At 65.7% G+C, this 24,521-nt stretch carries 17 protein-coding genes; 8 read left to right on the top strand and 9 right to left on the bottom strand.

Annotated elements, in window-relative coordinates; translation table 11 throughout:
* Positions 1-10: 10 nt before the first annotated feature.
* Positions 11-1,480, bottom strand: a complete 1,470-nt coding sequence (gene hydA / locus IEW24_RS11480) for a dihydropyrimidinase (RefSeq protein ID WP_188578548.1) — start codon at positions 1,478-1,480, stop codon at positions 11-13.
* Between the two features lie 565 nt (positions 1,481-2,045).
* Between hydA and IEW24_RS11475 the strand changes: the two genes are divergently transcribed.
* The 4 genes from IEW24_RS11475 (at position 2,046) to IEW24_RS11460 (ending at position 9,407) form a co-directional block, all read left to right on the top strand.
* Complete coding sequence (locus IEW24_RS11475) at positions 2,046-4,004, top strand: sigma-54-dependent Fis family transcriptional regulator (protein WP_188578546.1); 1,959 nt, start codon at positions 2,046-2,048, stop codon at positions 4,002-4,004.
* Between the two features lie 198 nt (positions 4,005-4,202).
* Positions 4,203-6,356, top strand: coding sequence for a hydantoinase/oxoprolinase family protein (locus IEW24_RS11470; protein WP_188578544.1), 2,154 nt, complete (start codon positions 4,203-4,205; stop codon positions 6,354-6,356).
* A gap of 41 nt (positions 6,357-6,397) precedes the next feature.
* Positions 6,398-8,728 (top strand): hydantoinase B/oxoprolinase family protein, encoded by a 2,331-nt coding sequence (locus IEW24_RS11465; protein WP_188578542.1) that lies wholly within the window; start codon positions 6,398-6,400, stop codon positions 8,726-8,728.
* Between the two features lie 169 nt (positions 8,729-8,897).
* A complete protein-coding gene (locus IEW24_RS11460; protein WP_188578540.1) occupies positions 8,898-9,407 on the top strand; it encodes an acetone carboxylase subunit gamma in 510 nt (169 codons plus the stop codon).
* Positions 9,408-9,461: 54 nt separating this feature from the next.
* On the opposite strand, the gene IEW24_RS11455 is transcribed toward IEW24_RS11460, so the two are convergent.
* From IEW24_RS11455 to IEW24_RS11445, 3 genes are all read right to left on the bottom strand, one after another.
* A complete protein-coding gene (locus IEW24_RS11455; protein ID WP_188578539.1) occupies positions 9,462-10,232 on the bottom strand; it encodes an aldolase/citrate lyase family protein in 771 nt (256 codons plus the stop codon).
* Positions 10,233-10,245: 13 nt separating this feature from the next.
* The gene (gene araD, locus IEW24_RS11450) at positions 10,246-12,024 is read right to left on the bottom strand and encodes an L-arabinonate dehydratase (RefSeq protein ID WP_188578537.1); all 1,779 of its coding nucleotides are present in this window, start codon (positions 12,022-12,024) and stop codon (positions 10,246-10,248) included.
* A 66-nt stretch (positions 12,025-12,090) separates the two neighbouring features.
* Positions 12,091-13,059 (bottom strand): Bug family tripartite tricarboxylate transporter substrate binding protein, encoded by a 969-nt coding sequence (locus tag IEW24_RS11445; RefSeq protein WP_188578535.1) that lies wholly within the window; start codon positions 13,057-13,059, stop codon positions 12,091-12,093.
* Positions 13,060-13,230: 171 nt separating this feature from the next.
* Between IEW24_RS11445 and IEW24_RS11440 the strand changes: the two genes are divergently transcribed.
* Positions 13,231-13,932: a GntR family transcriptional regulator gene (locus IEW24_RS11440; RefSeq protein WP_188578533.1), complete on the top strand. Its 702-nt coding sequence runs from the start codon at positions 13,231-13,233 to the stop codon at positions 13,930-13,932.
* Between the two features lie 133 nt (positions 13,933-14,065).
* On the opposite strand, the gene IEW24_RS11435 is transcribed toward IEW24_RS11440, so the two are convergent.
* Positions 14,066-14,809 carry an IclR family transcriptional regulator gene (locus IEW24_RS11435; RefSeq protein WP_188578531.1) on the bottom strand — a complete coding sequence of 248 codons (744 nt, stop codon included), beginning with the start codon at positions 14,807-14,809 and terminating at the stop codon, positions 14,066-14,068.
* Positions 14,810-15,089: 280 nt separating this feature from the next.
* On the opposite strand from IEW24_RS11435, the gene IEW24_RS11430 reads away from it, so the two are divergent.
* The 3 genes from IEW24_RS11430 (at position 15,090) to IEW24_RS11420 (ending at position 18,704) form a co-directional block, all read left to right on the top strand.
* Positions 15,090-16,334 (top strand): ABC transporter substrate-binding protein, encoded by a 1,245-nt coding sequence (locus IEW24_RS11430; RefSeq protein WP_188578529.1) that lies wholly within the window; start codon positions 15,090-15,092, stop codon positions 16,332-16,334.
* A 72-nt stretch (positions 16,335-16,406) separates the two neighbouring features.
* The gene (locus tag IEW24_RS11425) at positions 16,407-17,909 is read left to right on the top strand and encodes an aldehyde dehydrogenase (protein WP_188578527.1); all 1,503 of its coding nucleotides are present in this window, start codon (positions 16,407-16,409) and stop codon (positions 17,907-17,909) included.
* Between the two features lie 24 nt (positions 17,910-17,933).
* Positions 17,934-18,704, top strand: a complete 771-nt coding sequence (locus IEW24_RS11420; RefSeq protein ID WP_188578525.1) for an SDR family NAD(P)-dependent oxidoreductase — start codon at positions 17,934-17,936, stop codon at positions 18,702-18,704.
* A gap of 69 nt (positions 18,705-18,773) precedes the next feature.
* On the opposite strand, the gene IEW24_RS11415 is transcribed toward IEW24_RS11420, so the two are convergent.
* From IEW24_RS11415 to IEW24_RS11400, 4 genes are all read right to left on the bottom strand, one after another.
* On the bottom strand, positions 18,774-19,802 hold the full coding sequence (locus IEW24_RS11415; RefSeq protein ID WP_244644312.1) for an Ldh family oxidoreductase: 1,029 nt from the start codon (positions 19,800-19,802) through the stop codon (positions 18,774-18,776).
* Positions 19,799-21,490, bottom strand: a complete 1,692-nt coding sequence (locus IEW24_RS11410) for a hydantoinase B/oxoprolinase family protein (RefSeq protein WP_188578523.1) — start codon at positions 21,488-21,490, stop codon at positions 19,799-19,801. Before IEW24_RS11410 ends, IEW24_RS11415 begins: the two co-directional genes overlap by 4 nt.
* 21 nt (positions 21,491-21,511) lie before the next feature.
* Entirely contained in the window at positions 21,512-23,560 is a 2,049-nt protein-coding gene (locus IEW24_RS11405; protein WP_188578521.1) for a hydantoinase/oxoprolinase family protein, read from the bottom strand.
* Positions 23,561-23,722: 162 nt separating this feature from the next.
* On the bottom strand, positions 23,723-24,517 hold the full coding sequence (locus IEW24_RS11400; RefSeq protein WP_188578519.1) for an ABC transporter permease: 795 nt from the start codon (positions 24,515-24,517) through the stop codon (positions 23,723-23,725).
* Between the last annotated feature and the right edge of the window lie 4 nt (positions 24,518-24,521).

Genomic DNA, 24,521 nt, shown 5'->3' with positions numbered 1-24,521 from the left:
TCCGCCGGGCTCAGGGGGCGATGTCCGCACCGAAATTACGGGCAGGGTCCAGCTCCGGCGCACGGTAGCCGGGGCGGCCGGTGAGGTTCACCGTATCGCGGGCCACGAACCGGCCGCGACCACGCTCGGCCACCAGTTCGCGCTCTTCGATCACCACATCGCCCCGGTTCAGCACGGTGCGCGGCCAGCCGGTGACGGTGAGGCCCTCGAACGGCGTGTAGTCCATGGCGTCGTGCTGGTCCTCCAGCGTCACCACGCGGGTTTCGGCCGGGTCCCAGATGGCGATGTCGGCATCGAAGCCGGGGGCGATGGCGCCCTTGCGGCTCATGCCGAACACCTTGGCGCAATTGGTGGAGGTGAGCGCCACGAACTGGTTGGCGGTGATCCGGCCCTTCACCACGCCTTCCGAGAACAGCCAGGGCAGGCGCATGGCGATGCCGGGCATGCCGTTGGAGATCTTCGGATAGGCCACGTCCTTGCCGTTGAAGAATTTTCCGCTTTCGTCATAGCGATAGGGGGCGTGGTCGGACGAGACGCTGGCGAAGGTGCCGGATTGGATATGCTGCCACAGCACCTCCTGTGTCCGCGCATCTCGCAGCGGCGGGGAGCACATATACTTCGCGCCTTCCATGCCGGGGCGGTCGAGGTCATCGCGGGTCAGGGCCAGATATTGCGGGCAGGTCTCCGCGAACAGCTTCACGCCCGCATTGGTCTCGCGGCGGATGATGGCGGCGCCCGCCTCGGTGGAGACGTGCACCACGAACAACGGCGCATCCACCAGCTTGGCCAGCGTGACCGCGCGGTTGATGGCCTCCTCCTCGGCGAGCTCCGGCCGGGAGATGGCGTGATACTTCGGCGCGGTCAGGCCCTTGGCGGCGAGGCGCTTGTTCATCCATTTGACCATGTCGTTGTTCTCGGCATGGACCATGGTGAGCGCGCCATGGGTCTTGGCGACGGTGAGCACGTCCAGCATGCCGCCATCGCCCAGATTGAGCAGGTCGTAGGTCATGAAGACCTTGAACGAGGTGATGCCGCGCGCGAACGCTCGCGGCAGCTGCTCCGCCAGCACCTCGGGCGAGGGGTCGGACACGATGAGGTGGTAGGAATAGTCGATGACGGAATTGGGCGCCGCCCGGCCGTCATAAGAGGCGATCACGTCATCCAGCGACTGGCCGCGATGCTGGGCGGCGAAGGGGATGAAGGAGGAGTTGCCGCCGAAGGCCGCCGAGACAGAGCCGGTGTAATAGTCATCGGCGGTCATGATCTTGGTGGAGCTTTCCTGGGCGATGTGGGCATGGCCCTCGATGCCGCCGGGCATCACCAGACGGCCGGTGGCGTCGATGCGCTTGGTGCCGCCGGAGAGCGTTTCTGCCACGGCAGCGATCCGCCCGTCGCGAATGCCGATGTCGGCGCGGTAGGTGTCTGTGGCGGTGACGACGGTGCCGCCGTGGATGACCGTATCGAACGCGAAATCTGACATGGACTTAAGCCTCGGACAGGGCCGCGCCACAGGAAACGGCGCGCGACGGGAGTGTGCACAGGAACCGCAGGAGCATGCTGAGCCCGAACAGCGCAGGGAAGCCGCTACCATTCCCCTCATCCGCGTGGCGTTCCGCACCCGCGTTGAGCGGGCAGGCGGAGCCGGAAGACGGGAGTGGGCAGGGCAGCAGCACTGACAGTACGGAGGGTTCGGGCCTGACGATCCCCCATGCTAGCCATCTTTTGGCGTGCATTACCATAATGATATGAGTTGCATTATAATCTCTGGTTATACAAGGCGCTGCGGCGATACGCCGTGAGGTGGAGGTGCAGACTCATGCATTGCCTCCAGGCGGTGGAAGGCCTTACCTTCGGTGGAAACGCGCACCAAAAGCGCGTGATAAAAGCATTGTAGGGTGGAGCTATTGCGGCCGGGCGGCCGTCGGGCCGGTCCATTGCCACGGCAAGGGCCGTGAGCCTTGTTTTTCGTGGCCGCCATATTCTCCGCACGCCAACGGAGAAGATATCAGGGCGAAAGCTCCTCCCGGTGCAGGGAGGAAAGCGGCATGGAGCAACACGCAATCCGTGCGGCGTGGGAACAGTTCCTTGCGGACGGCACGGGACCGGACGGGATATCCCGCCCCGTTGCCGCCTCCTGGGAGCGATCCCGCGCGCGAGGCGTTGGGGTGGGGCTCACAGAAGCGCCGCTGGCCGAGGAGCCCGAAATCTTTCGTCGCCGCTCCGTGAATGTGGCGCTACTGGCCGCCGCCCGTCCGGCGCTGGAGCGCTCCGGGCTGTTTCTGGCCGAGGCCTCATCCATGATGATCCTCAGCGATGCCAGCGGCTTCATCATCGAGACCGCGGGGGATCCGCGCGTGGTGGACCACGGGCGTCGCAATCATCTGGAGGCCGGTGGCTTCTGGGATGAAGGCGCGGTGGGCACCAATGCCATCGGTACGGCACTGGTGGAAGGGCGTCCCACGCAGATCCGGGGCGCCGAGCATTTCTGCGAGGATGTGCAGCGCTGGACCTGCGCCGCTACCCCCATCCGTCATCCGCTGGACAGCACGCTTCTGGGGGTGGTCGACATTTCCGGCCCCGCCCGCCATTTCAATCCGCAGAGCCTCGCCCTTGCGGTCGCTATCGGCCAGGAGATCGAGGCGGGCCTGCATCGGGCGGCGAAGATCGAGCATGAGCTTCTGCTGCGCAACTTCGTGTCCAAACGCTCCATCTGGCTGAGCGAGGAAATCCTCGTGGTAGATCGGCGGGGTGTCCTCGTGCATGCGGCCGAGAGTGCCCGTCGCCGCGTAGATGCGCCACCTGATCAGAGAGCGCGGGATCTGCGCCGCATCGTCGGGGCCGCCCAGCAGGAGCACTGGGAGGAGGCATGCCGGGAACGCTTTCCCAATGCCAGCGTGGAGGTCGTCCGTTCCGATGGGGAGGCCATCGGCTGTCTCATCGTCATGCATCGCAGCCGCAGCCGCCAACCGAGCCCGCAGCCGACGACCTCCGGGGCGATCAGCCGGGAACCAGATATTCGCTTCGAGGACATCCGGGGCGACAGCACGCCCATGCGGGACGTCCGCGAACGCGCCCGCCGGCTGGCGCAGAACAGCCTGCCGATCCTGATCGAGGGTGAGACCGGCGTCGGCAAGGAGTTGTTTGCGCGCGCCATCAAGGCGGCCAGCCCGGTGGCGAGCGGCCCCTTCGTGCCGCTCAATTGCGGCGGCATGCCGCGTGATCTCATCGCCAGCGAACTGTTCGGCTACGCAAAGGGGGCGTTCACAGGGGCAGACGAAAGCGGACGCAGCGGCCGGATCGAGCAGGCGGATGGGGGCGTGCTCTGCCTCGATGAGATCGGTGAGATGCCGCTCGACCTGCAATCCTATCTGCTGCGCGTGCTTGAAGATGGCGTTGTCTACCGGGTGGGCGACCACGTAGGGCGGCGGGTGAACATCCGCATCCTCTCCATGACCAACCGCGACCTTTCCTCAGAGGTGGAGGCAGGGCGTTTCCGGCGCGATCTCTATTACCGCATCGCCGCCGCACGCATCCGCATTCCACCGCTGCGCGAGCGTGGGGAGGATGTGGCTTTGCTGGCCCAGCGCTTCGCGGAAACCGCTGCCGCCCGTGAGGGGCGTCCGGCGCCCATCTTCGCTCCCGGCGTTCTGGAGCGTCTGAGGCGGTATGCGTGGCCGGGAAATGTCCGGGAACTGCGCAATGTGATCGATGCCATGATCGCGCTCAGCGATATGAACGTGATCCAGCTTGAGGATCTGCCTCTCGAACTCGGGGCGCTGGCTCCTGAAGAGGCACAGTCCGTGCCCATTGCGGTGGTGGCTTTGCCTGCCGCCGCGCTCTCGCCCCAGACCGATCTGCGGGCGGCCGAGCGGGCTACGATCCTCGCGCAGGTGGAGGCCTGTGGCGGCAACCTTACCGAAGCTGCGCGCCGGCTCGGCATCGCCCGCTCCACGCTCTATCTGCGGCTGGCGGACTATCGCGCCACGAGCGGCGGAAGCCACTGACCAACGTCCGGCCGCCGGACGCCGTGCCGTCCGATGTCCGAAAGCCGGACATCCTGCGGACGCGTAAGAAACTGGACGCAGACGCGGCAAGCCCCTGATCTTTCACGACCTGATCTCTCGCATCTGCGCTGGCACGCGGCCTGCTCTCCTCTGAACCGACCCGGCCCACAAGACGCCGGCGCAGTGAGGAGGACGCTCGTGAACATACATGCACCTAACAGCCGAAGTGTGCAGGTGCTCGGCATCGATGCCGGCGGCACCATGACGGACACCTTTTTCGTCGATTCCGAAGGCGACTTCGTCGTTGGCAAGGCGCAGAGCACGCCGCAGAACGAGGCCCTTGGCCTGATCGCGTCCAGCGAAGATGGGCTCGGTGCCTGGGGGCTGTCGCTGGATGCGGCGCTGAAGCAGCTCCAGACGGGTGTCTATTCCGGCACCGCCATGCTGAACCGTGTCGTCCAGCGCAAGGGCCTGCGCTGCGGACTCATCGTCAATCGCGGCATGGAGGACTTTCACCGTATGGGCCGGGCCATCCAGGCCTATCTCGGTTATGCCTATGAAGATCGCATCCATCTCAACACCCACCGCTTCGACCCGCCGCTGGTGCCGCGCAATCTGACGCGTGGTGTCATCGAGCGTATCGACATGTCGGGCACGGTGGTGATCCCGCTGCGCGAGGAAAGCGCGCGGGAGGCGGCGCGCGAGCTGATTGCCGCCGATGTGGAGGGCATCGTCATCAGCCTGCTCCACTCCTATAAGAACCCGGACCATGAGCGCCGCGTGCGCGACATCGTCACCGAAGAGGTGAAGAAGAGCGGCAAGTCCATTCCGATCTTCGCCTCCGCCGATTATTACCCGGTGCGCAAGGAGACCCACCGCACCAACACCACCATTCTGGAAGGCTATGCGGCCGAGCCCTCGCGGCAGACGCTGAAGAAGATCTCCGACGCCTTCAAGGAGCACGGCACCAAGTTCGACTTCCGGGTGATGGCGACCCATGGCGGCACCATCTCCTGGAAGGCCAAGGAACTGGCCCGTACCATCGTGTCCGGTCCCATCGGCGGGGTGATCGGCGCAAAATATCTGGGCGAGGTGCTGGGTTACAACAACATCGCCTGTTCGGACATCGGCGGCACGTCCTTCGACGTGGCGTTGATCACGCAGGGTGAGCTGACGATCAAGAATGACCCGGACATGGCCCGGCTCGTGCTCTCGCTGCCGCTGGTGGCGATGGACTCGGTTGGCGCGGGGGCTGGCTCCTTCATCCGCCTCGATCCTTATACCCGGGCCATCAAGCTCGGTCCTGACTCGGCCGGCTACCGGGTGGGCGTGTGCTGGGCGGAGAGCGGCATCGAGACGGTGACGGTCTCCGACTGCCACATGGTGCTGGGCTATCTCAATCCCGACAATTTCCTCGGCGGGGCGGTGAAGCTGGATCGCCAGCGCTCGGTGGACGCCATCAAGAAGCAGGTGGCCGATCCGCTGGGCCTCTCGGTGGAGGATGCGGCGGCCGGCGTGATCGAGCTGCTGGACTCCGACCTGCGCGATTATCTGCGCTCCATGATCTCCGGCAAGGGCTATTCGCCGGCGAGCTTCGTGTGCTTCTCCTATGGCGGCGCTGGCCCGGTGCATTCCTACGGCTACACCGAGGGGCTGGGCTTCGAGGACGTGATCGTGCCGGCGTGGGCGGCGGGCTTCTCCGCCTTCGGCTGCGCGGCGGCGGATTTCGAATATCGCTACGACAAGTCACTGGACATCAACCTTGCGCCCGATGCCCCAGACAACGAGCGCGAGGCGGCGGCGAAGACGCTGCAATCAGCCTGGGAGGAACTCACCCACAACGTGCTGGAGGAGTTCAAGCTCAACGGCTACGAGCCGGAGCAGGTGACGCTGACCCCCGGCTACCGCATGCAGTATCGGGGGCAGCTGAACGATCTGGAGATCGAGTCCCCGCTTTCCTCCGCCTCCACTGCCGAGGACTGGGAGCAGCTTCAGGAGGCCTTCAACGCCACCTATGGCCGCGTCTATGCCGCCTCCGCCCGCTCGCCGGAGCTGGGCTATTCGGTGACGGGCGCGATCATGCGCGGCGCGGTTCCGATCCCGAAGCCGAAGATCCCCAAGGAGGCCCTCGAAGGCGAAACCCCGCCGGAAGAGGCCAAGATCGGCACCCGCAAGTTCTATCGCAAGAAGAAGTGGGTGGATGCGCAGCTCTACCGCATGGAGGCGCTGCGCCCCGGCAACCGTGTCACCGGTCCCGCCATCATCGAATCCGACGCCACCACCTTCGTGGTTCCGGACGGCTTCGAAACCTTCCTCGACGGCCACCGCCTCTTCCATCTCAAGGAAGTCTGAGCGCCGCCGCAAACCCAACTGAACCTTGAGGAAACACAGCCATGAACGTGAATGTTCGATCCAGGGAGCTGGAGGGCTCCACCCGCGGCATCGTGCGCGGCGGCGAGACATTGAAGGAGCACCGCGACCGCCTCATGGAGGCGACCAAGCGGACCAAGCATTATGCGGGCCTTGAGAAGATGGAGCTGCGCGACAGCCAGCCCATTCTCTATAACAAGCTGTTCTCCCGCCTGCGCGCCGGCGTGGTGGATGCCCGCGAGACCGCCAAGAAGATCGCCGCCTCGCCCATCGTGGAGCAGGAAGGCGAGCTGTGCTTCACCCTCTACAACGCGGCGGGCGACAGCATCCTCACCTCCACCGGCATCATCATCCATGTGGGCACCATGGGGGCCGCGATCAAATACATGATCGAGAACAACTGGGAGCAGAACCCGGGTGTGCGGGATAGGGATATCTTCTGCAATAATGACTCGCTGATCGGTAACGTTCACCCCTGCGACATCCACACCATCGTGCCCATCTTCTGGGAGGGTGAACTGATCGGCTGGGTGGGCGGCGTCACCCATGTGATCGACACCGGCGCGGTGGGCCCGGGCTCCATGGCCACGGGGCAGATCCAGCGCTTCGGTGACGGCTATTCCATCACCTGCCGAAAGGTGGGTGAGAACGATACGCTGTTCCGCGACTGGCTGCACGAGAGCCAGCGCATGGTGCGCACCACGCGCTACTGGATGCTGGACGAGCGCACCCGCATCGCCGGCTGCCACATGATCCGCAAGCTGGTGGAGGAGGTGATCTCGGAAGAGGGCATCGAGTCCTACTGGAAGTTCGCCTATGAGGCGGTGGAGCACGGCCGGCTGGGATTGCAGAACCGCATCAAGGCCATGACCATCCCCGGCAAGTACCGGCAGGTGGGCTTCGTGGACGTGCCTTATGCCCATGAAGACGTGCGGGTGCCGTCCGACTTCGCCAAGCTCGACACCATCATGCACGCACCCTCGGAGATCACCATCCGGGGCGACGGCACGTGGCGGCTGGATTTCGAGGGATCGAGCCGCTGGGGCTGGCACACGTATAATGCCCATCAGGTGAGCTTCACCTCCGGCATCTGGGTGATGATGACCCAGACGCTGATCCCGTCCGAAATGATCAATGACGGGGCGGCCTACGGCACCGAGTTCCGCCTGCCCAAGGGCACCTGGATGAACCCGGACGACCGGCGCGTCGCCTTCTCCTATTCCTGGCACTTCCTGGTCTCGGCCTGGACGGCGCTGTGGCGCGGTCTGTCGCGCTCCTATTTCGGGCGCGGCTATCTGGAGGAGGTGAATGCGGGCAACGCCAACACCTCCAACTGGCTGCAGGGCGGCGGCTTCAACCAGTATGACGAGATCCATGCCGTCAACTCGTTCGAGTGCGCCGCCAACGGCACCGGCGCCACGGCGGTCGGTGACGGGCTCAGCCATGCCGCTGCCATCTGGAATCCGGAAGGCGACATGGGCGACATGGAGATCTGGGAGCTGGCCGAGCCGCTCATCTATCTCGGCCGCCAGATCAAGTCGAACTCGGGCGGCGCCGGCAAGTATCGCGGTGGCTGCGGTTTCGAGAGCCTGCGTCTGGTCTGGAACGCCAAGGACTGGACCATGTTCTTCATGGGCAACGGACACATCTCCTCCGACTGGGGGCTGATGGGCGGCTATCCGGCCGCCTCCGGCTATCGCTTCGCGGCGCACAAGACCGGACTCAAGGAGCTGATCGCCAATGGCTCTCCGCTGCCGCTGGGTGGCGACACCGATCCGGAGAACCCGGTGTGGGACGGCCTGCTGAAGGATGCTGTGATCAAGCGTGACAAGCAGGCGATCACCACCGAGGAGATGTTCGCCGACTACGACCTCTACCTGAACTACATGCGTGGCGGGCCGGGCTTCGGCGATCCGATCGACCGCGCGCCGCAGAGCGTGGTGGACGACCTCAACGGCGGCTATCTGCTGGAGCGCTTCGCTGCCCGCATCTATGGCGTGGTGGCGGTGAAGGGTGATGACGGCGCCTTCACCCTCGATGCGGCGGCCACCGATGCCCGGCGCAAGGCGATCCGCAAGGAGCGCATCTCCAACTCGGTGCCGACGGAAGAGTGGCTCACGGGCGAGCGGGAGAAGATCCTCGCCAAGGATGCGGCGACACAAGTGCAACAGATGTTCGCGGCCTCCTTCAAGCTCGGGCCCCGGTTCGAGCAGGAGTTCCGTAGCTTCTGGAAGTTGCCGGAAAGCTGGACGCTCACCGAGGAGGAGATCGGCGTGCCGCATTACGGCTCGCATTACTCCATGGACGTGTCCGAACTGCCGGACGTGAAGACCGTCCAGTTCGTCGAGGAATGAGCCTTTGAGCGTTTCCGTGTTTCATGGAAACACGGAAACGCTCCAACCAATTGATGGAGAATGTCTTCCGGCTTCGATTGCGGAGCAATCAAAGCCGGACATGCTCTAGGCGGGCCGGTGCGAGGCCGGCCCGCCGCCATCCAATCATCAATTCCAAGAGGAAACGCCAATGGCCTATACGCGCGCCAAGATCGCCGATCTGATCGACGGCAAGATCGACCACGATACTCTGCACCAGATGCTCTCCACGCCGAAGGATCCGGAGCGCTTTCAGACCTATATCGAGATCCTGCAGGAGCGGGTGCAGTGGGACGAGAAGATCGTCCTGCCGCTCGGCCCCAAGCTCTATATCGTGCAGCAGAAGCAGACCAAGCGATGGACCGTGCGCTGCGAATGCGGCCACGATTTCTGCGACTGGCGGGAGAACTGGAAGCTCCATGCGCGCATCAATGTGCGCGATACGGCGGAAAAGCTGGAGCAGATCTATCCCCGCCTGATGGCGCCCACCTCCACCTGGCAGGTACTGCGGGAATATTACTGCCCGGAATGCGGCACCCTGCATGACGTGGAGGCGCCGACTCCCTGGTATCCGGTGATCCGTGACTTCGAGCCGGACATCGACACCTTCTACAAGGACTGGCTGGGCCTGCCCGTGCCGGAACGGGTGGAAGCCGCCTGAGCCGATCTCACGGCTGAATGTCCCGGCGGCGTTGCTGCGCCGCCGGGAAAGCGTTCAGCCAGCAGTGCGGAAACGCTTAAGCAGCGCTTCCGAGCCACGCGCGAGAAGGCCGTTGTCCGATCCCACAGCCGTGAACAGGCAGCCGGCGGCGATGTAGCGCTTCGCCAGGGTCTCATCGCCGGTGAGAATGCCCGCCCGGTTGCCGGCGGCGCCGATACGGCCGATCAGCTCCTCGATGATGCCCACCACCTTTTCATTGCCCTGATCACCCAGATAGCCGATGGCTGCGGAGAGATCGCCGGGGCCGATGAACACGCCGTCCACGCCCGGCACTTTGGCGATAGCCTCCAGATTCTCCATGCCCTTTCGGGACTCGATCTGCACCAGCACGCAGATTTCCTCATGGGCGCGCGCGTAATAGCCCGGCATGCGACCGAAGCGAGAGGCGCGTGAGGTGGAGGCGAAGCCGCGCACGCCCTCGGGCGGATAGCGCGTGTAGGAGACGGCGGCGGCTGCTTCCTCGGCGGTCTCCACCATGGGGATCAGGAAGCTCTGCACTCCGGCATCGAGAAAGCGCTTCACCCAGGTCTGGTCGTTCACCGGTGGGCGCACGATGGGTTGCACCTGGTGTTCCATGCAGGCCTGCAACTGGCAAAGCACCATGGAGAGTTCGTTGGGCGAATGCTCGGTGTCCAGCAGCAGCCAGTCATAGCCGGAGCCGGCGAGAATCTCGACGGAGATATGGCTGGCGAGGGAGCACCACAGACCGATCTGCTGCTCGCCCGCATAAAGACCGCGCTTGAAGTGGTTGACCGGAATATCCAAGGGCAGAACTCCTTCAATAGATGGATGGCTCACCCACGGGGGCGCCGAACGAGGTCTCGAGGAAATCGAAGTCGCAGCCCTCATGGGCCTGCCCGATATGGCGCGAGAACATCCAGCCATAACCGCGCTCGTAATGCGGCTCCGGGGCGTGCAGGGCGGCGCGGCGGGCGGCGATCTCATCCTCGCTCACCAGCATGTCGATGCGGCGTGCGGGCACATCCACGCTCACCAGATCGCCGGTCCGCAGCAAAGCGAGCGGACCGCCCACATAGCTCTCGGGCGAGACGTGCAGAATACAGGCGCCATAGCTGGTGCCGCTCATGCGGGAATCCGAGATGCGGAGCATGTCGCGCACGCCCTGCTTCACCAGCTTCTTTGGGATCGGCAGCATGCCCCATTCGGGCATGCCGGGGCCGCCAAGGGGGCCGGCGTTGCGCAGCACCAGAACGTGGTCGGGCGTCACGTCGAGGGCTTCGTCCTCCACCGCCGCTTTCATACTGGGATAGTCATCGAACACCAAGGCGGGACCCGTGTGGACCCGCAGATGCGGGGCGCAGGCACTGGGCTTGATGACACAGCCCTCAGGCGCGAGATTGCCTCGCAGAACCGCCAGCGCCCCCTCGCTGTAGATGGGATTTTCAACGGTGCGGATCACGTCGTCGTCATGCACTTTCGCTCCGGCGATGTTCTCGCCCAGCGTGCGGCCGGAGACGGTGAGTGCATCGAGGTCGAGCAGTCCTCCAAGGCGCCCCATCAGTGCCGGCAGGCCGCCGGCGAAGAAGAAGTCCTCCATGAGGTAGCGCTCGCCGCTGGGGCGCACGTTGGCGATCACGGGGACGGTGCGGCTGGCCCGGTCGAAATCCTCCAGCGTGATGGCGACACCCGCCCGGCGGGCCTGCGCGATCAGGTGAATGATGGCATTGGTGGAGCAGCCCATGGCCATGGCCACCGTGATGGCATTCTCGAATGCCGCTCGCGTCTGGATGCGGGCGGGTGTGAGGTCCTCCCACACCATCTCCACGATGCGCCGGCCCGAAGCTGCGCTCATGCGCACATGGCCCATGTCCGGCGCAGGGATGGAGGAGGCACCGGGCAGGGTCATGCCCAGCGCCTCGGCGATGGCGGTCATGGTGGATGCGGTGCCCATGGTCATGCAATGGCCGTGGGAGCGCGCGATACCGCCCTCGATCTCGTTCCACTCGGCCTCGCCTATGTTGCCGGCGCGGCGCTCGTCCCAGAATTTCCAGGCATCCGAACCGGAGCCCAGCGTCTTGCCGTTCCAGTTGCCGCGCAGCATGGGGCCGGCGGGCACATAGATGGCGGGCACGCCGGCGCTGGTGGCGCCCATGAGCAGGGCAGGGGTGCTCTTGTCACATCCGCCCATCAGCACCGCGCCGTCCACCGGATGGGCGCGGATCACCTCCTCCGTCTCCATGGCCAGCATGTTGCGATAGAGCATGGAGGTCGGCTTCAGGAAGGTCTCGGATACCGAGTGCACGGGAAGTTCAAGCGGGAAGCCGCCGGCCTGCAGCACGCCCCGCTTCACGTCCTCCACGCGCGTCTTGAAGTGGGCGTGACAGGGGTTGAAGTCCGACCATGTGTTGAGAATGGCGATGAGCGGACGCCCGGTCCAATCGTCGGGCGCATAGCCCATCTGGCGCAGGCGCGAACGGTGGCCGAAGCTTCTCAGATCGTCATGGGCGAGCCAGCGGGCACTGCGCAGGTCTTCGGCGGTCTTGCGGGGCGGGGCTTCGGAAAGGGCGGGGGAGGGAGACGCGGGGGAACGGGTCATGATGACGGCACCTGTGGGAAGGCCGGGCGCGACGGGCGCCCGGCTGATATCTGACTGAGCAGGTGGTCACTGGGCGGCGATCTTGCCTTCGCTCACCACCTTGCGCCAACGGGCTTCCTCGCTGGCCTGGAAGGCTGCGAACTCCTCGGGCGAACTCGCCACCACGTCGAAGCCCATCTCGTTGAACTTGGCCTTGATGGCGGGATCCGCGAGGCTCTGGGCAGCGGCTTTCACCAGTTTGGCCTTCACGTCGGCGGGCAGGCCCTTGGGGGCTGCGGCGGCCTGCCAGGAATAGACATCGAGCCCATCCACGCCGGCTTCCTTCATGGTGGGTACGTCAGGAAACAGCGGATGGCGCGCGTCGGCGGTGACGGCGAGCGCCTTCAGCTTGCCGGCACGGATATAGCCGGCAACGGCTCCGAGATTCTGGAAGGAGGCGTCCGCATGCCCGGCCATGAGATCGGCATGGGCCGGCCCGCCACCCTTGTAGGGGACATGAATGCCGGTAGTGCCGGTGTTCTGCCAGAAGAGAGCCGCCGTGAGGTGATCGGACGAGCCGATGCCGGAGGAGGCGAACGTCACTTTGCCGGGATTCTTCTTCAGATACTCCACCAACTCCTTGACCGATTGCGCGGGAAAGTTGGGATTGGTCACGAGGATGTTGGGGGTGCGCACCGCCACCGTCAGCAGATCGAAGTCGGACTTCGGCTGGTAGCTGAGCGCGGGATTGAGCGCCGGATTGATGGCAAAAACACCGACGGAGCCGACCAGCAGCGTGTAGCCGTCAGGCGAGGCCGCCTTGGCATGGGCGGCGCCCGTGGCGCCATTGGCTCCGGGACGGTTATCGATGACGACGGGCTGGCCCAGAGCTTCCTGCATCTTCGGCGCCATGAGGCGGGCCGTACTGTCGGACGCGCCGCCGGGCGGGAACGGCACCACCACCGTGACCGGACGGGTGGGATAGGTCTGGGCACCGGCTGCCCCAGCAAATAGGGCAGCCGCCATGGCAAGCGGAATGATTTTCCAGGCGGACATGTTTCCTCCTCCCGTGCCCTTGCGGACACCCTGTTCGCTCGTAAGCCTTGCCCGTATTGGCGTTCGGCAATGGCTCCGGCCTCCCGACTTTCGCGGGTTATGCCTCGTGGCGCATCAACTGGAGCACTAATGCATTAGTGCGGTCAAGCCATGAGTGAGATATGGTGAGGCATGGACACCACCACCCGCCGTACCCGACCCAGCCGCGATCCGTCCCGCCATGCCGCACCCCAGGTGTTCGATTATCTGCGCGAGCGCATCATCACCCTGGATCTGCCCCCCGGTGCGCCCATCTCCCGCGCGGAGTTGCAGGAGATGTTCGGCTTCTCCTCCACGCCGGTGCGCGATGCGTTACTGAAGCTGCAGGCGGAGCAGCTTGTGGATGTGTTTCCCCAGCACGCCACCGTGGTGAGCCCCATCGATCTGGCCTTGGCGCGACAGGCGCAGTTCATGCGCCGCTCACTGGAACTGGAGGCGGTGCGAACCCTGACGCTCAGCGAAGCACGCGACACCGCCGTGGAGCGACTGGAAACGGTGGTCGAGATTCAGGCAACGCTGCTGGCACGTGGGGCACTGGCAGAGTTCGATCTGGCTGATCGCGACTTTCATCGCGTGCTGTTCGAGCTGACGGGCATCCTCGATCTGTGGCGCATGGTGCGGCGCTATTCCGGCCATATCGACCGCATCCGCCGGCTGCACCTGCCAATGCCGGGAAAGGCGGCGCAGGTGATCGTCGATCATCGCATGATCGTTGCCGGTATAGCGTCCGGTGATCCGGAAAAGGCGCAGGCGGCCCTGCGCGAGCACCTCTCGAAATCCCTCGCCTTCACGGACGATCTCAAGGCGCGATGGCCGGACTATTTCCGGACATGATTATCCACCGCTCGAACGTGCGAGAAATTCTCTGGAGCATGTCCGGCTTTGATTGCTCCGCAATCGAAGCCGCAAGACATTCTCTATCAATGGGTTGGAGCATTTTCGTGTTTCCATGAAACACGGAAACGCTCTAGGAACCGCCAAATGCCTTGGTGAAGGAGGCCACGGCCTCCTGCATGAGGCGTGCTGTCAGGGGGCGCCGTTCGAGACAGCGCGACGTGGGGCCGGCGACCACGATGGAGAGGCGGCGTTCGCCAAGCGGCAGGGGTAGGGCCACGCCGGCGAGATCGGGAACGAACTCGGATGAGCTTTGATGGTAGCCGCGTTCCACGGCAGCCGCGATTTCTGCCTCCACGGCCTGAGCCGAAACGGGCGTGGTGCCCGAAAATGCCTCGAAACTGATCCGCCGATAAAGCGCCTGCCGCTCCTGCGCGGATAATTGCGCGAGAATCGCCCGTCCCACCGAGGCGGCATAGACGGGCACCCGGTCGCCCACTTCCGCGAAATAGCGCACGGGATGGCGGGATTCCGCCACGGCGAGGAATATGGCCGAGGTGCCAGCCAAGGCTCCGATGGCGGTGGTCTCGCCGGTCTCTTCGGCCACCCGCGCGACCAATGCATGCGCGGCCTCGGGCAGGGGTTCCGCATCGGACACGATCCGGGCGAGCGCCAGCCAGCGCGGGCTCGGATAATATCCGCCCCGTGCGCGTGGCTCGTAGAGCCAGCCCTTTTCGGCCAGCGTGCCTACAAGATTGAAGGTGCTGGAGCGTGGCCAGCCGAGATCGTCCGAAATCTCCGCCATGGTCGCCGGACGTTTGCGGCGGGCGAAATACTCCATCAGTTCCACTACGTTGGCTGCCTGCTTGACCAGCATTCGATCCTGCCTGACGTCCGCATGCATCCCCGCACGCGCTCTGCCTTGTCCTGTCCGTGTCGCATCGCCGGTTTCCGGCGGGCATATGGTCCGTTGATAGCTCAATTCTTCGGCGGGTGAAGCCGCCTGCGACGCAGCGCCTATCAAAAAGCGCTTGACGTAAAATTCATATACGGGTCTTCTAAATTCATAAATAGAGACATTGGACCGACACCCTTCAAGGGACCCGTCAGCGGCCCATGGTGCGGAATCCAAATGTTCCACGCTCTGGGAGGAGCCCATGTCCCTGTCGACTGCTCTGCGCAGCCGGGCCTTTGCCTTGTCTGCCGTCGCGTTGTCCGCGCTGGTCGCGCCATTGTCGGTGGCGCCCGCTTTTGCTGGCACGCCAGTGAAGATCGGCGTGCTTGCCGACATGTCCGGCATCTTCTCGGACATCGGCGGGCCCGGTGCCACTGAAGCCACGAGAATGGCGGTCGAGGATTTCAGGAAGCGGCCCGAGGCGGCCGGCTTCGACATCGAGGTCGTGGCGGCGGACGCCCAGAACAAGCCGGATGTCTCCAGCTCCATCGCACGCAAGTGGTTCGACACCGATGGCGTGGACGTGCTGGTGGACCTGCCCACCAGCGCCATCTCTCTCGCCATCGCTCCGCTGGTGAAGGAGAAGAACAAGGTCGCCTTGTTCACTGCCTCCGGCACCTCGGACCTGACAGGCAAATCCTGCACCCCCAATTCCGTGCACTGGACCTATGACACGTGGGCGCTGGCCCACGGCACGGCGGATGCCATCACCCGCGCGGGTGGCAAGAAATGGTTCTTCATCACCGCCGACTTCGCCCTCGGCCATTCGCTGGAACGCGACGCTTCCGCCGTGGTGAAGGCGGATGGCGGGCAGGTGATGGGCAGTGTCCGGCATCCCGTGGATACGAAGGATTTTTCCTCCTATCTGGTGCAGGCCCAGTCGTCCGGCGCGCAGATCGTGGCGCTCACCAATGCCGGTGGCGACACCATTGCCGCCATCAAGCAGTCGGCCGAGTTCGGTATCGTGCAGGGCGGACAGAAGCTCGCCGGCATGCTGCTGTTCCTGTCCGACATCCATTCGCTCGGCCTCAAGGATGCGCAGGGCCTGCGCCTCACCACGGGCTTCTATTGGGATCTCAACGACAAGACCCGCGCCTTCGGCGAGCGCTATGCCAAGCGCAACAATGGCCGCATGCCGACCATGAACCAGGCGGGTGCCTATTCCGCGACACTGGCCTATCTCACGGCGGTGGCGAAGGTGGGCTCGCCCAAGGATGGCGTAGCCGTCGTGAAGGCCATGCGCGAGATGGGCGCCTTTGATGATCCGCTGTTCGGCAAGACACAGCTACGCGAGGACGGTCGTGTTCTGCACGACATGATGCTGGTGGAGGTGAAAACCCCAGCGGAATCCAAGCGCCCGTACGATTACTACAAGGTGCTCGACACCATCCCCGGCGACCGCGCCTTCCGTCCGCTCAAGGACGGCGACTGCCCGATGGTGAAGTGACCCGTGCGGGCCGCCGATGCGCGGCCCGCCATCCTTCACTCCCATTCCCTGAAAGACTTGACCGGAGGCCGCATGACCGTTGCGCTTCGCTCCATCGAACGCGTCCGTTACGAGAATCTCTTCATCGGCGGCGCATGGGTCGCGCCGGAGGATGGCGGCATGATCGAGAGCATCGAGCCCGCCACCGGGCAGCCGTGGGCCACGGTGGCCTATGGCGGCCGCCGTGATATCGACAAGGCGGTTGCCGCCGCCCGCACCGCGCTGGAAGGGCCGTGGGGCCGGATGCCCGGCCATGAGCGTGCCGCCATCATGCGCCGCTTCGCCGATCTCTACCGGGATCGGGCCGGCGACCTCGCGGTGCTGGAAACCCGCGATTCCGGCCGCGCCCTGCGGGAAGCCCGTGCCGACATCTCCGGCCACACCCATGGCTATCACTGGTGGGCCTCGCTGGCCGACAAGGGCGCAGGTCGCACGATCCCTTTCGATGACAGTGTGCACATCTTCACCAGCCGCGTGCCGGTGGGTGTGGTGGCGGCCATCACCCCTTGGAACGTGCCGCTGATGGCCGCCGCCTGGAAGCTCGGTCCGGCGCTCGCCGCCGGCTGCACCGTGGTGCTCAAGCCTGCCGAGCAGACGCCGGTGACGTCGCTGGAGCTGGGCCGTATCATCGAACAGGCAGGCTTCCCGCCGGGCGTGGTCAATGTGGTGCCGGGCTTCGGCAAGGATGGTGCGGGCGAATATCTCGTGGCCCATCCGGGCGTGGACAAGATCGCCTTCACGGGCGAGGGATCGACCGCCAAGGCGATCCTGCGCACCGGGGCTGAGACCATGAAGCGTTTCACCTTCGAGCTTGGCGGCAAGTCTCCCCACATCATCTTCGCCGATGCGGACATTGAGCAGGCGCTGAACGCCGCCACCAATTCTGCCTGGACCCTGTGCGGCCAGAGCTGTGCGCTGGGTTCGCGCGTGCTGGTGCAGCGGCCGGTCTATAACCGGGTGCTGGAAGCATTCCGCGAACGGGCAAAGCAGGTGCGTGTGGGCCAGCCGCTGGATGAGGCTACCCATATGGGGCCGCAGGCCCATGAGGAGCAACTCGCCAAGACGCTCTCCTATATCGACATCGGCAAGGGCGAAGGCGCCGAACTGGTGGCGGGCGGCGAGCGGCTCTCCGGCGGGGCCTATGGCAATGGCTATTTCGTGCAGCCCACCGTGTTCGGCGGTGTCACCAATGCCATGCGCATCGCTCGCGAGGAGATTTTCGGGCCGGTGGCGGCACTCATTCCCTTCGACGAGGAGGAGGAAGCCGTCTCCATCGCCAACGATACCACCTACGGCCTCACGGCCGGCTTGTGGACGCAGGATATCGGCCGCGCCCACCGCGTCTCCGCGAAGATCAAGGCGGGCATGGTGTGGGTGAACACCTATCGCTTCATCCGCTGGTCCACGCCCTATGGCGGCTTCAAGGCCAGCGGGTGGGGGCGCGAGAACGGCATCGAGGCGCTGGATGCCTATCTTGACACGCGCACCACCGTGATGAGCACCACGGGCCGCTTCCCCGACGCCTACGCCAATTGAGCACAACGACAAGAGGAAACGACAATGCGTCTCGCAAACAAGCTCGTCGTCGTAACGGCGGCCGCATCGGGCATGGGCCGCGCCGGGGTGGATCTGTTCCTGCGCGAGGGCGCGCGGGTGGCGGCGGTGGATGTGAATGCCGCAGCCCTCGCCCAGCTCGCCGCCGACATGAAGGCCAAGGGCCACGACATCGTCACCATCGAGGCGGACCTCTCGCAAGCCGAGGCGGCGAAGTCCTCCATCCATGCGGCGGCAGAGAAGCTTGGCGGCATCGACATTCTGTGGGCGCATGCCGGCACGCCTGGGCCGGGCGGCATCGAGGATCTCGATCTTGCGGCCTATGACACGGCCATCGCACTCAACGTCACCTCGGCCACGCTGGCGGCAGGCGAGGTGATCGCCCACATGCGCAAGCGCGGTGGCGGCTCCATCGTCTTTACCTCTTCCGTGTCGGGGCTGGTGGGCTCCATGTTCAGCCCCATCTATTCCGCTGCGAAGTTCGCGGTTGTGGGTCTCACCAAGTCGCTCGCCCAGCGCTTCGCGGCGGATGGGGTCCGGGTCAATGTGGTGTGCCCCGGTCTTGCCGACACGCCCATGAAGCTGGGTTTCACCGGCCGTTCCGGCGTGGCCGAGGAGGCGGCGGCCAACGAGGCCAAGATGATGACCGCCGTGCCCATGGGCCGGCTGTGCAAGGCCGAGGAAGTGGCGCACGCCGTGCTGTGGCTGGCCTCCGATGACGCCTCCTTTGTCACCGGCGTGGCCTTGCCGGTGGACGGCGGCTTCACCGCGCGCTGACTGCCCCCCGCAGAAACGGCCCGGAACAGTGCTGTTCCGGGCCGTTGTCGTTTCAGCTCCGTGCGCGTCTCAGCCGACCGCGATGGCCTGCAGCTTTTCAGCCAGCGCCTTCGGAATGGTCACACCGTCCTTCGCCGTGCGGATGCGCGCGGCCGCGCGGCGGGTTCCGGGCAGGCGCGCCCCTTCCTGATCCACGATGGCCGCGAACAGATGGGCGAGGCGAGCGCCTGCGTCCGGCCCGGCCAGCGGGCCGGGATCGACCGCGATGAAGAACTGCCCCGTGCGTGGCGAACCGCCGACGTTATCCGCGAAGGAGGACGCATCGATGGACAGGCTGGCGTGGGTAAGCCACGCCGCGAACATCTCCACGATGAGCGCGAGGCCCGCGCCCTTGTGACCGCCGGAGGGCACCATGGTTCCGCCATTCAGCCCCGCCTTGGGGTCGGTGGTGGGCTGTCCGTCCTTGTCCAGAGCCCAACCGAGCGGGATTTTCTCGCCGCGCTGGTCATGGACGATCAGCTCGCTCTTGGCGATCACGCTGGAGGACTGGTCGAGCACCAGCGGATCCTCGCCGGCACGCGGCACGGCGAAGGCGATGGGGTTGGTGCCGAACACCGGCTTCGTCCCGCCCACGGGGGCGATGGAGGCCGGGGCATTCACGAAGCCCAGAGCCATGAAACCAGCCTTGGCAATGCGCTCCACGTGATAGCCCACCACGCCGCAATTGTAGCTGTTGGTGACAGCCAGCGCGGCGATGCCCTGGGACTTTGCCGCCTCGAACAGGGTCGGCAGGCCGAGGTCGATGGCCGGATGGGCGAAGCCGTCCGCCGCATCCACCCGCACGAGGCCGGGCTTGGGCCGCGAATGGCTGGGCGTGGCCTTGCCGTCGATCTTGCCGACCTTGGCATGGGCGCAATAGGTGGGCAGGCGGGCGAGGCCGTGGCTATGCACGCCCTCTGCTTCTGCCGCCACCACCGAGTCCGTGACCGAGCGGGCATTGGTTTCGTTCACGCCGCTGGCGCGCAACGTGGCGAGGGTCAGGTCCTCAACCTCTTTCAGGGTGAGGGCGACCATCGGAACGGAGGAGGGGGCGCTCATGCTGCGACATCCTTCTGTGGGGAGACCGCCTTATAGAGCGTGTGGGCGGCTTCCGCCGTCACAAGTCCCTCAGCGAGGTCTTCCTTCAACAGATCCGGGTCGCGGTTCTCCGGCTTGCCGAAGCCGCCACCGCCGGAGGTCTTGATGGTCACGAGATCACCGGAGGCCAGCGGCACGCCGGAGACCTTGGAGTTCAGGCTGTGCGTGCTGCCGTCCTTATGGGTGACGGTGGTGGAGGAGAGCGAGCCGGGCTGGCCGCCCTTGATGCCGTAGGGCGGGAAGCGGAAGCGCTCGAAATTGGTCGAGAGCGTGCCATCCGCACCCTCCAGCCGGAACTCGCGCACGAGGCCGAGGCCACCACGATGTTCGCCCGCGCCGCCGGAATCCGGCAGCAGGCCGTAGCGGGTGAAGGTCACCGGATACTTGGCCTCCACCATCTCGATGGGCGCGTTGGTGTTGTTGTGCAGGCCGCAGGAGAGCGCGCTCGCGCCGTCGCCACCCGCATGGCCGCCCCAGCCGCCGACTTCGATATCGAAATAGACCTGACGCTTGGCGTCCGGCTTCACCAGTGAGACCGCATAGACGTAGGAGATGGCGTAATAGGCCGCCGGAATCCGCTCCGGCGCGATCTGCGCCAGCGCGCCGAACACGCAGGTGGCGATGCGGTGGTTCACCACCATGCGGCCCACCACCGGGGCAGGGAACTGGGCGTTCACCACGCTGCCCACCGGCAGGTTCACGCTCACCGGACGATAGCAGCCGGAATTGGCCGGAATGTCCGAGCCGAGCGCAGCCAGCAGCGCGTAATAGACCGCCGAGCAGGTCATGGCCGGCGTGTTGTTCACCGGGCCACGCACCTGCGGGCTGGAGCCGGTGAAGTCGAGCGAGATGGTGTCGCCCTTTTTGGTGATCGCGATTTCGAGCCGGATCGGGGTGTCGGACTGGCCGTCGTCATCCACCGTCTCCACGAAGGAGGCGGTGCCGTCCGGCAGAGCCGCGATGGCCGCGCGCATCATGCGCTCGGAGCCGTCGAGGATGGCGGACATGGCGGCGGACAGATTGGCGTTACCGTACTTCTTGGCGATGCGCGCGACAGCCCGCGCGCCGATGCCGAGCGCGGCGATCTGGGCGTTGAGGTCGCCGCGGGTCTCGTCGGCCTGCCGCACGTTGTAGAGCAGCATCTCGAACACGCCGGTGTTCAGCACGCCCTTGTCCACGAGGCGCAGCGGCGGGATGCGGATGCCTTCCTGGAAGATCTCGGTGGCCGCTGCGTAATAGGAGCCTGCGGCGCCGCCGCCCACGTCCACATGGTGGCAGAGGGTGCCGACGATGCCGACGCGCTCACCGTCCACGAACACCGGACGGAAGGTCTGGATGTCGGGCAGGTGCTGGCCGCCGGCATAGGGATCGTTGGTGACGATGACGTCGCCTTCGTTCCACGTCTCCAGCGGGATGTACTTCTCAAGGATGGTCTTGAGGCAGTCCGACATGGAGTTCAGATGCACCGGGATGCGGGCGGACTGGGCGATGTTGCGGCCCTGCGCATCGAAGACGGCGGTGGAGAAGTCGAGGATCTCACGCACCACGGTGGAACGGCTGGTGCGCCAGATGGTGATGCTCATTTCCTCGGAAGCGGCGACCAGCGCATTGCGGATCACCTCGAGGCGGACGGGATCAATGGTGCTCATGACAAAAGTCCTTCGAAGCGATCAGTGGGTGGCCGCGCGTTCGGCGATCAGCGCGCCGGAGGCATGGGAGCGGATGGTCCAGCCGGCGGGCAGGTAGGTGGCGGTGTAGGTTTCCTCGACCACGGCGGGGCCGGGCACGCCTGCGGCGCCGATGGCCTCGCGGGTCCACACCTTGGTCTCTACGAAGCCGCCGCGGCCATAGACCTGCCGGGTCTTCGGCTCGGAGGCCGCGCCCGTGCCGGCGGGGGCCGGGGTGGGCTTGGCGAGACGGCCGATAGCGGTCAGGCGCAGGGAGACGATCTCAACCGGCACGGTGGGCTCGTCATAGGAAAAGCGCTGCTTGTGGATGGCGTGGAACGCCTCCGTGGCGGCGGCCACACCCTTGGCCGAGAAATCAGCCTGCTCCAGCGGCACGCGCAGGTCGAAGGCCTGGCCGGCGTAGCGCAGGTCCACGGCCCATTCGAGCACGCAGTTCTCGTTGCTCACGCCATCCTCGGCCAGCAAGCGGCGAGCCTCGGTCGCGAGACCATCCACCTTCTGCGCCAGCGAGGGAGCCAGCTCCGAGAACAGGCCGATCTGGGTGGAAGACAAATCGTGGGTGATGTCCGACCACAGGATGCCCCAAGCAGAGAGCGTGGAGGCGTGGGCGGGGAAGATCACCTTGCGCATGCCCAGTTCCTCGGCCACTTCGCAGGCGTGTACGCCGCCGGCACCGCCGAAGGAGAGAAGGGCGAAGTCTTCCGGATCCATGCCCTTCTCGAACAGCGAAAGGCGGGTGGCGGTGGCAAGGCTGGAATTGGTGACGGCGATGACGCCGGCCGCCGTTTCTTCTGGCGAGAGGCCGAGCTTGGAGGACACGTCCTGCGCGGCCTTGGCGGCGGCGGCGCGATCGAGGCCCATCTTGCCGCCCATGAAGCTGGAGCCGTCGAGGCGGCCGAGCAGCAGGTTGGCATCGGTCACGGTGAGGCGCTGGCCGCCACGGCCGTAGCAGGCCGGGCCGGGCTCGGCGCCGGCGCTGTGCGGGCCGATGCGCAGGCGGCCGCCGTCGTCAACCCAGGCGATGGAGCCGCCGCCGGCGCCGATGGTGCGCATCTCGATCATGGGCAGGCGCACAGGCAGGCCGTCCACCTCGCCCTCATTGACCATGGAGACGGCGCCGTCATGCACCACGGAGACGTCGAAGCTGGTGCCGCCCATGTCCACGGCGACCAGATTGGGCTCGGAGAGCTCCGCCGCGAGGCGCTTGGCGGCAGCCGCGCCGCCGGAGGGGCCGGAGAGCAGCAGGCGGGCGGGCTCGCGGCCGGCCTTGGCGAGGCCGGAGACGCCGCCGTTGGACTGCACGAGATAGACCTGCGTGGAGGGCACCTCTTCCTTGAGCTTGCCGGCGAGGCGGTCGGTGTAGGTCTGCACCACCGGCACGAGAAGCGCGTTCAGCACCGTGGTGGACATGCGCTCATATTCGCGCAGCTCGGGGGAGATGTCGGACGAGAGCGAGACGGCGACGCCCGGCAGAAGGTTGCGCAGGATCTCGCCGGTGCGGCGCTCATGGGCCGGGTTGGCGTAAGCGTGCAGGAAGCACACGGCCACCGACTTCACGCCCGCACCCTTCAGCTTGGCGGCGAGAGCCGTGACGGCCGCTTCGTCGAGGGGCGCCTTCACCGACCCATCGGCGCCGATGCGCTCCGGCACGCCGAAGCAGAGACGGCGCTTCACCAGCGGGGCCGGCGGCGAGGCGGTGATGGCATAGACGTCGGTACGGCCGTGGCGGCCGATCTGCATGACGTCCTCGAAGCCCTCGGTCGTCACCACCGCGCCCAGCGGCAGCTTGCGCTCCAGAACGGCGTTGGTGGCGATGGTGGTGCCGTGCAGCAGGTACTGCACCTGATCGAGCGAGAAGCCGAATTTCTTGGCAGCCTCGGTGATGCCGGTGATGAGGCCGATGGAGGGATCGGACGGCGTGCTCGGCGTCTTCATCTGGTGGATTTCGCCGGTGCCGGCGTCGAGGATCTCGATGTCGGTGAAGGTGCCACCGATATCGACGGCGATGCGGACGGGTGCGGTGCTGCTCATCTCGGGTGCTTTCGGTTTCCGTATATTCTGTCGTCAGGGTGAGTCCCCCCGTTCCCACGCAAAGGCGCGGGTCGGGAGGCTTGTTCTTGAATGGGCGGTGAAGGGCGGCGTCAGCCGCGCGTCGTGCGTCCGGCTATGGGCATGGGGCTCCCGTCAGTCCGGTCATTTCACGAAGGTCTTTGCGAGGCCGGCGGTGCGATCCACGATCAGGACCACCACAAGGGTCAGCACCACCAGCAGCACGGAGAGCGAGGCGACCATGGGGTCCGCCTGCTGTTCCACGTGGTGATACATGGCCACTGGCAAGGTGGAGAGGCGCGGCCCAGTCATGAACAGGGACAGCACCACCTCGTCGAATGAGACGAGGAAGCAGAGCGCGGCGGTGGACACGAGCCCCGACCGCATCATCGGCAGCGTCACCTTGAAGAAGACGGTGAGCGGTCGCGCACCGAGCGTGGCGGCGGCTTCTTCTACCGGGATCGGCAGGGTGGCGAGCGCCGTGGAGAGCACGCGCACCGCATAGGGCAAGGTGACGATGAGATGCGCGGCCACCAGTCCCTGGAAGGTGCCCAAGAGGCCGAGCGGGGCGAACACCAGCAGGATGGCGAGGCCGAGCACGATGGTGGGCAGCAGCAGCGGGGCGGTGAACAGGCTGCCCAGCGCCTCGGCGCCACGCGGCTTCAGCCGCACCAGCGCATAGGCAGCGGGCAGGCCCACCAGCAGCGAGATCACCGTCACCACGATGGCGAGCAGGATGCTGATGGTGAAGGCGGCGGTCATCTGCGCATCGTGGAAGATGGCGCCATACCACTTCACGCTCCAGCTCGTGGGCGGGAAGGCCATGTAGGCATCGCCGCTGAAGGAGATGGGAACCACCACGATGAGGGGGGCCAGCAGGAACAGGAACATGACCAGCGTCACGCCCTTCAGCACCGGGGAAATGGGACGTTCATCCATGATC

Origin of the sequence: Azorhizobium oxalatiphilum (assembly GCF_014635325.1) — a bacterium.
Classification (GTDB): Bacteria; Pseudomonadota; Alphaproteobacteria; order Rhizobiales; family Xanthobacteraceae; genus Azorhizobium; species Azorhizobium oxalatiphilum.
Note: the sequence above shows the minus strand (reverse complement) of the source record. Positions and strands in the feature narration are given on the sequence as shown.